This is a genomic window from Candidatus Stygibacter australis (assembly GCA_030765845.1).
Taxonomy (GTDB): Bacteria; Cloacimonadota; Cloacimonadia; order Cloacimonadales; family TCS61; genus Stygibacter; species Stygibacter australis.
On the sequence record JAVCDJ010000114.1, the window covers coordinates 1 to 5,697 of the forward strand.

Sequence of the window (5,697 nt, forward strand, 5' to 3'; positions counted from 1 at the left end):
GAGTGTATATCAGAAATTTAACCCTCTCCCTAATTTCTTTCAAGACAAAATTGTAGTACTGGTGGATGACTCAATAGTGCGTGGCACTACTTTACGTAAAATAGTGAAATTAGTGAGGAAAAAGGGGGCTAAGGAAGTTCATCTCAGAATCGGTTCTCCTCCTGTGCGCTACTCCTGTTTCTATGGGATTGATACTCCTACCCAGAAAGAATTGATCGCCCATAATAAAACTCATCAGGAAATTGTAAATTACCTGGAAGTGGATTCTCTGATGTATATGGATATGGATATGATACAGAAGGTTGTTCCTGATCCTGAGAATCATTGTTTTGCCTGCTTTAGTGGAGAATATCCCGTAAAGCTGGAAAAAGAAGTTATCAAGGGAATAGAATTTAAGAACTGGGATTTTAGTAGTCAGTCATTATGAGAAACAAATTAAGAACCTGGCGTGAAATTTCTGCAATTCGAGAAGAATTGGTATCTGATGATAAGAAAGCCGTCTTCACAAATGGCTGCTTTGATATCCTTCATCGAGGTCATGTGCAATATCTGCAAGCTGCCAGGGAACTGGGAGATGTCTTGATAGTGGGACTTAATAATGATGATAGTGTGAGAAGACTGAAGGGAGTTAATAGACCTGTGAACAGCGAGATAGACCGGGCCATAGTCTTATCAGCACTTCAGGATGTAGATCACGTAGTGATTTTTACTGAGGATACTCCTTATAAATTGATCAATACTGTAAAACCTGATATTCTGGTGAAAGGTGGTGACTGGAAACCGGAAGATATTGTGGGAAGTGATATAGTGCTACAAAGTGGTGGTGAAGTACTCAGTCTTGATTTTATTAAAGGTTATTCAACTACTAAGACAATAGAAGAAATGGAAAAGAAATAATGCAAATAATAGAAGATATAGCAATAGTCTCAGAAGTGAAAGATCGTAGAGTCCTGGTGAAATTACCCGAATCGGATAGTTGTGCCAGTTGTGCAGTGCATGGTATATGCCAGGTTGGTGAAAATACAAGCAGTCACTGGATAGATACTGATCTTAGATTACAGGTAGGAGACAAGGTGAAGATATTCATCTCCCCCGCCTTAAGAATAATGTCGTCATTTATTGTATTTTTATTACCAGTTATTATGATGATATTGGTTTATCTGATTTTCAAGTATCTATTTGTGAGTTCAGAGAACGTTTCCATACTGGGATCAGTATTATCATTAGGATTAAGTGGATTGATCATCTATGCAATAGATAAGAAATGGAGTAAGAAACTTCGTTTTGAGATACTTGAGAGAGTATCAGAAGAAGAATATCAACAGGAGATTTCTGATGAAGATACGCCTGAATAAGATGGTGTTTTACGGTTATCACGGCACTCAGCCGGAAGAGCGTAAGCTGGGACAGCGTTACATAGTTGATTTTGAATTGGAAACTGACAGTTATAATGATGTCAATATTCGTAATATAGAAGATACCATAGATTATACTAGGGTATTTGATCTGATCAAAGATGTGATGGAAAAGCATTCCTATCATTTGATGGAGAATTGTGCAAACCAGGTTTTAGATACGGTTATGGGCAGTTTTGAGAATATCATATTTTCTGAGATCAAAATAATAAAACCATCTGTTCCTATCAATGGTTCACTGGATTCAGCAGAAATTGTCATGCACAGGAAACGATGAAAGTATATGTAGGTTTGGGCAGCAATATGGGAGATCGTAAAGGATATCTGACAAAAGCAAAGGATATGCTGAAAACCCATGCTAATATTAAAATATTGAAAGAGAGTGAAATATTGGAAACAGTTCCTTACGGCATTACTGATCAGGCAGATTTTTTGAATCAGGTGATTTTGATTGAAACTGAACTTTCTGCAAATGATGTATTAGGAGTATGCCGGAAAGTGGAGATTGAATCGGGTAGAATGAGAACCAGAAAATGGGGACCTCGCACAATAGATATCGATATTTTGTTTTATGAAGGTCAGGTGATCGATACGAATGAGCTGATAATACCTCATGCAGATCTTCATAATCGGAAATTCGTTTTGGAATCAATGCTTGAACTGGCACCTGAGTTTATTCACCCTGTTTTAGGTGAAAGCATTCAGGAAATATATAATAAATTAGAAAGCGAGAAGTAAAATGAGAACAGCAGCAATAATTCTGGCAGCAGGAAAAGGTACAAGAATGCGCAGCGATCTTCCCAAAGTGGTATTTGAGATTGATGGAGTGCCCATGATCAATCGCGTGATCAATACTGCTAAGGAAATGGAAAGTGAACGCATAATAGTTGTGATTGGTTATAAAAAAGAAGTAGTAAAGGCAGTGGTCCCAGAGGATGAACGCATCAGATTTGCAATTCAGGATCCTCAAAATGGTACAGGGCATGCGATCATGGTTTGCCGAGATCAAATTCAGGATTTTGAAGGTCTGATCTTCATACTTTATGGGGATGTGCCATTATTAACATCAGCTACTTTACAGAAGATGTATGAAGTGCATCAGCGGGAAAAATCAGCCTGCACGGTACTTACTGCTATTATGGATGATCCTTTGCAGTATGGAAGAATACTAAGAGATGAAACAGGTGATTTTACAAAAATTGTAGAACATAAAGATGCTACTTATGATGAACGCAAAGTGAAAGAGATAAATACCGGGATATATTGTTATAATTCTCTTGATCTATTGTGGAGCATATCACAACTAAAGAATGATAATAGCCAGGGGGAGTATTATTTAACTGATACTCTGGAAATATTGAAAGACACAGGAAAACACATTTCTACAGTGACCCTCACTGACAATGTGGAGGCAAGTGGAGTGAATTCTCCTGAGCAATTGAAAGAGCTAGAGCAAGAATTGAAAATAATGGAGAAGAATCAGGAAAATGACTGATATATTATATTCACCATGGCGAATGGATTATATAAACTCACAGAAGGAAGAAGGCTGTATATTCTGTCTTGAACATCCAGAAGCCGAAGATGAAATGCATTTGATCCTGTACAGAAGTGATTATTCCTTTGTGATAATGAATTTGTATCCATATAATAATGGACATCTGATGGTTGTTCCCAGGCGTCACACATCCAACCTGTTGAGTTTGGAGGAATCTGAAAGAAATGACCTTTTTGAACTTGTGCAGAAAACAACAGGCATCATTCATAAATATTATCATCCTGATGGGTTAAATATCGGGATGAATATAGGTAAAGCGGCTGGAGCAGGTATTGATGAACATATTCATGTGCACATTGTGCCCCGCTGGACAGGGGATGTAAATTTTATGACGAGTGCAAGTGGAGTACGCGTTATACCTGAGAAATTTGAGAATGCATACCAACGATTAAAGGAACAATTTGACAAGCTCAATGACTGAAAAAAAATTGACTGAGGAAAAGAAAGTAAATAGCAAAAAGGGAGCGATAACTGTCTCGATCTGTTTTGCTGTTGCTATGATAATAGTGATGATCTATATTCTATTTCCCGAAAGCAGTGAAATTGTGGAAATGGAAGATGATTATAAACCAAGTATAAATATCCTGGTAAGAAATGGTTGTGGTGTGAGTGGTCTGGCACAAAGAGTATCACAGGCACTCCTGTATAATGACATCACAGTGATAGACTGGGAAAATATATCTAATATGCAATGCGAATATGAAGAGACCATGCTGGTTGTTCGCCAGGAAGGTAAAGATGTGGAAAAAAAGCTGAATTATCTAAAAAGCAAAACTGGAATTACAAAAGTAACCAGAGCTGTGAAGGATAATGCAAAAGCAGAATTTGAGTTGATCCTGGGTAAAGATTATATACTTTACTTTAAATAATAAATGAGGTATTATGGAAATTAAAATTGAAGATACTGTTAAGAAAATTACTGAATGGTTAGAAGAGAAAAAAGCTGAGATGATCAAAGTATATGATGTGAGAAGTAGAAGTGATTATACTGATATGATCATGGTCTGTGAAGGCTCTGGCGATCTGCATAACAGAGCAATAGCTCAAAATGTACTGGATAAAGCTAAAGAAGAGTCGATTTATGTTCTGGGTAAAGAAGGTATGGATAATGGTACCTGGATATTGATAGATATGGTTACTATAGTGGTTCATGTATTTGATCATGAAACCAGGGAATATTATGATTTAGAGGAATTGTGGGAAGTATCTGATCGAGTTCGAAAACAAAAATCAGTTGAAGATCAGACAGGGAAAGAGAATTAGAGGAGAGCAAAATGCTTAAAGCTAAAATTCGTGGTGATATTGCCCAGGCAATGGAAACCCTGGGATACAAGTACCTAGACAATTATTCTGTAGAAGTACCTAAAAACATTGAGCATGGTGATTTTTCTACTAATATAGCCATGGTGTGCAGTAAGCTGAATAAAATGAAACCTGTCAATCTGGCAAAAAAGATCGTGGCAGAAATGGAGAAAAAAAGAGATTATAAAAGCGTCTCACTTGCTGGTGCAGGATTTATAAATTTCACTTTGAGTAATTATGTTTATCATCATATGATGCCTATGATCATGTTCAATGATTATGGTTCCAGCAATTACGGAAAAAGACGAAAGGTCATTCTGGAATTTGTATCTGCAAATCCAACCGGACCCTTAAATGTAGTTTCAGCTCGTGCATCTGCTTATGGAGATAGCCTGTATAGAGTATTCAAATATGTCGGGTATGAGCCATTTAGAGAATTTTATGTAAATGATGCTGGTAATCAGGTAGATATACTCGCAGAATCTGTTGAATTGCGTTATCGTGAGTTACATGGAGAAATAATAACTGATTTTCCTGCAGAGGCTTATAATGGAGATTATATTAAAGACATAGCTGCCAAACTCAATTCCATTGAAGGCTCCAAACTTCTTCATTATTCTGAAAAGGATAGATTGGACAGAATGAAAGATTTTGCTCTGGAAGAAATACACAGAATGCAGGTGTATAGTTTAGAGAAATTCGGAGTTGAATTTGAGAATTGGATGAGTGAGAAAAAACTCCGCCAGGAAGGCTCTATAGAAGAAGTTCTCAGCTATTTATCAGAAGCGAATGTAACTTTTGAAAAGGATGATGCCATCTGGTTTGAATCGACCAGGTTTGGAGATGAGAAAGACAGAGTATTAATGAGAGCAGATGGAACCATCACCTATATAGTTCCAGACATTGCATACCATCTAACTAAATATCAAAGAGGTTTTGATATCATAATAGATGTTCTGGGACCAGATCATCACGGATATGTTCCGCGTTTGAAAGCAGCTCTGGAAGCACTTGATTATGATTTTGACAAACTGGAAGTGGTATTTCTGCAACACATTAATCTTTTCTCAAATGGTGAACTTGTCAAAATGTCCAAAAGAGCCGGTAAAATCGTCACTATGAATGACCTGATTGATGAAGTTGGTAAAGATGCTACCCGTTATTTCTTCTTGGATAGAAGGCCAAATTCTCACCTTAATTTCGATCTTGAATTAGCAAAGAAGGCTTCAAGCGAGAATCCGGTTTTCTATATTCAATATGCTCATGCCAGGATATGTTCCATCCTGAAGAAAGCTAAAAAAGAGAAGATTACTCTGGATAATTTTGATTTGAAGCAGCTAAAGAAACTCGATAAATTTGAAGAAATCAGATTGATCAAGAAGATGCTTTCTTTCCCAGAAATTCTTAATCAGATCACAGATA

The 5,697-nt window shown here is 37.0% G+C and carries 10 protein-coding genes; all 10 read left to right on the forward strand.

The window, feature by feature from the left end:
• On the forward strand, positions 1-427 hold a 427-nt coding region (locus tag RAO94_05985; GenBank protein MDP8321881.1), incomplete at its 5' end, for a phosphoribosyltransferase family protein.
• Positions 424-897 carry a D-glycero-beta-D-manno-heptose 1-phosphate adenylyltransferase gene (rfaE2, locus tag RAO94_05990; GenBank protein MDP8321882.1) on the forward strand — a complete coding sequence of 158 codons (474 nt, stop codon included), beginning with the start codon at positions 424-426 and terminating at the stop codon, positions 895-897. The genes RAO94_05985 and rfaE2, both read left to right, overlap by 4 nt.
• On the forward strand, positions 897-1,355 hold the full coding sequence (locus RAO94_05995) for a SoxR reducing system RseC family protein (GenBank protein MDP8321883.1): 459 nt from the start codon (positions 897-899) through the stop codon (positions 1,353-1,355). Before rfaE2 ends, RAO94_05995 begins: the two co-directional genes overlap by 1 nt.
• A complete protein-coding gene (gene folB, locus RAO94_06000) occupies positions 1,336-1,692 on the forward strand; it encodes a dihydroneopterin aldolase (protein MDP8321884.1) in 357 nt (118 codons plus the stop codon). Before RAO94_05995 ends, folB begins: the two co-directional genes overlap by 20 nt.
• Complete coding sequence (folK, locus tag RAO94_06005; protein ID MDP8321885.1) at positions 1,689-2,153, forward strand: 2-amino-4-hydroxy-6-hydroxymethyldihydropteridine diphosphokinase; 465 nt, start codon at positions 1,689-1,691, stop codon at positions 2,151-2,153. The genes folB and folK overlap by 4 nt, the downstream gene beginning before the upstream one ends.
• 1 nt (position 2,154) lies before the next feature.
• Positions 2,155-2,910: an NTP transferase domain-containing protein gene (locus RAO94_06010; GenBank protein ID MDP8321886.1), complete on the forward strand. Its 756-nt coding sequence runs from the start codon at positions 2,155-2,157 to the stop codon at positions 2,908-2,910.
• Positions 2,903-3,394: an HIT domain-containing protein gene (locus tag RAO94_06015; protein MDP8321887.1), complete on the forward strand. Its 492-nt coding sequence runs from the start codon at positions 2,903-2,905 to the stop codon at positions 3,392-3,394. The genes RAO94_06010 and RAO94_06015 overlap by 8 nt, the downstream gene beginning before the upstream one ends.
• Positions 3,387-3,842, forward strand: coding sequence for a LytR C-terminal domain-containing protein (locus RAO94_06020; GenBank protein MDP8321888.1), 456 nt, complete (start codon positions 3,387-3,389; stop codon positions 3,840-3,842). The genes RAO94_06015 and RAO94_06020 overlap by 8 nt, the downstream gene beginning before the upstream one ends.
• Positions 3,843-3,855: 13 nt before the next feature.
• Positions 3,856-4,236: a ribosome silencing factor gene (rsfS, locus tag RAO94_06025; protein ID MDP8321889.1), complete on the forward strand. Its 381-nt coding sequence runs from the start codon at positions 3,856-3,858 to the stop codon at positions 4,234-4,236.
• A gap of 11 nt (positions 4,237-4,247) precedes the next feature.
• A partial coding sequence (gene argS / locus RAO94_06030) for an arginine--tRNA ligase (protein MDP8321890.1) occupies positions 4,248-5,697 on the forward strand: 1,450 nt, incomplete at its 3' end.

Excerpts from the sequence above, each read along its gene's own strand:
- rfaE2 (MDP8321882.1), top strand. The coding sequence starts at position 424 with ATGAGAAACAAATTAAGAACCTGGCGTGAAATTTCTGCAATTCGAGAA.
- RAO94_05995 (MDP8321883.1), top strand. The coding sequence starts at position 897 with ATGCAAATAATAGAAGATATAGCAATAGTCTCAGAAGTGAAAGATCGT.
- folB (MDP8321884.1), top strand. The coding sequence starts at position 1,336 with ATGAAGATACGCCTGAATAAGATGGTGTTTTACGGTTATCACGGCACT.
- folK (MDP8321885.1), top strand. The coding sequence starts at position 1,689 with ATGAAAGTATATGTAGGTTTGGGCAGCAATATGGGAGATCGTAAAGGA.
- RAO94_06010 (MDP8321886.1), top strand. The coding sequence starts at position 2,155 with ATGAGAACAGCAGCAATAATTCTGGCAGCAGGAAAAGGTACAAGAATG.
- RAO94_06015 (MDP8321887.1), top strand. The coding sequence starts at position 2,903 with ATGACTGATATATTATATTCACCATGGCGAATGGATTATATAAACTCA.
- RAO94_06020 (MDP8321888.1), top strand. The coding sequence starts at position 3,387 with ATGACTGAAAAAAAATTGACTGAGGAAAAGAAAGTAAATAGCAAAAAG.
- rsfS (MDP8321889.1), top strand. The coding sequence starts at position 3,856 with ATGGAAATTAAAATTGAAGATACTGTTAAGAAAATTACTGAATGGTTA.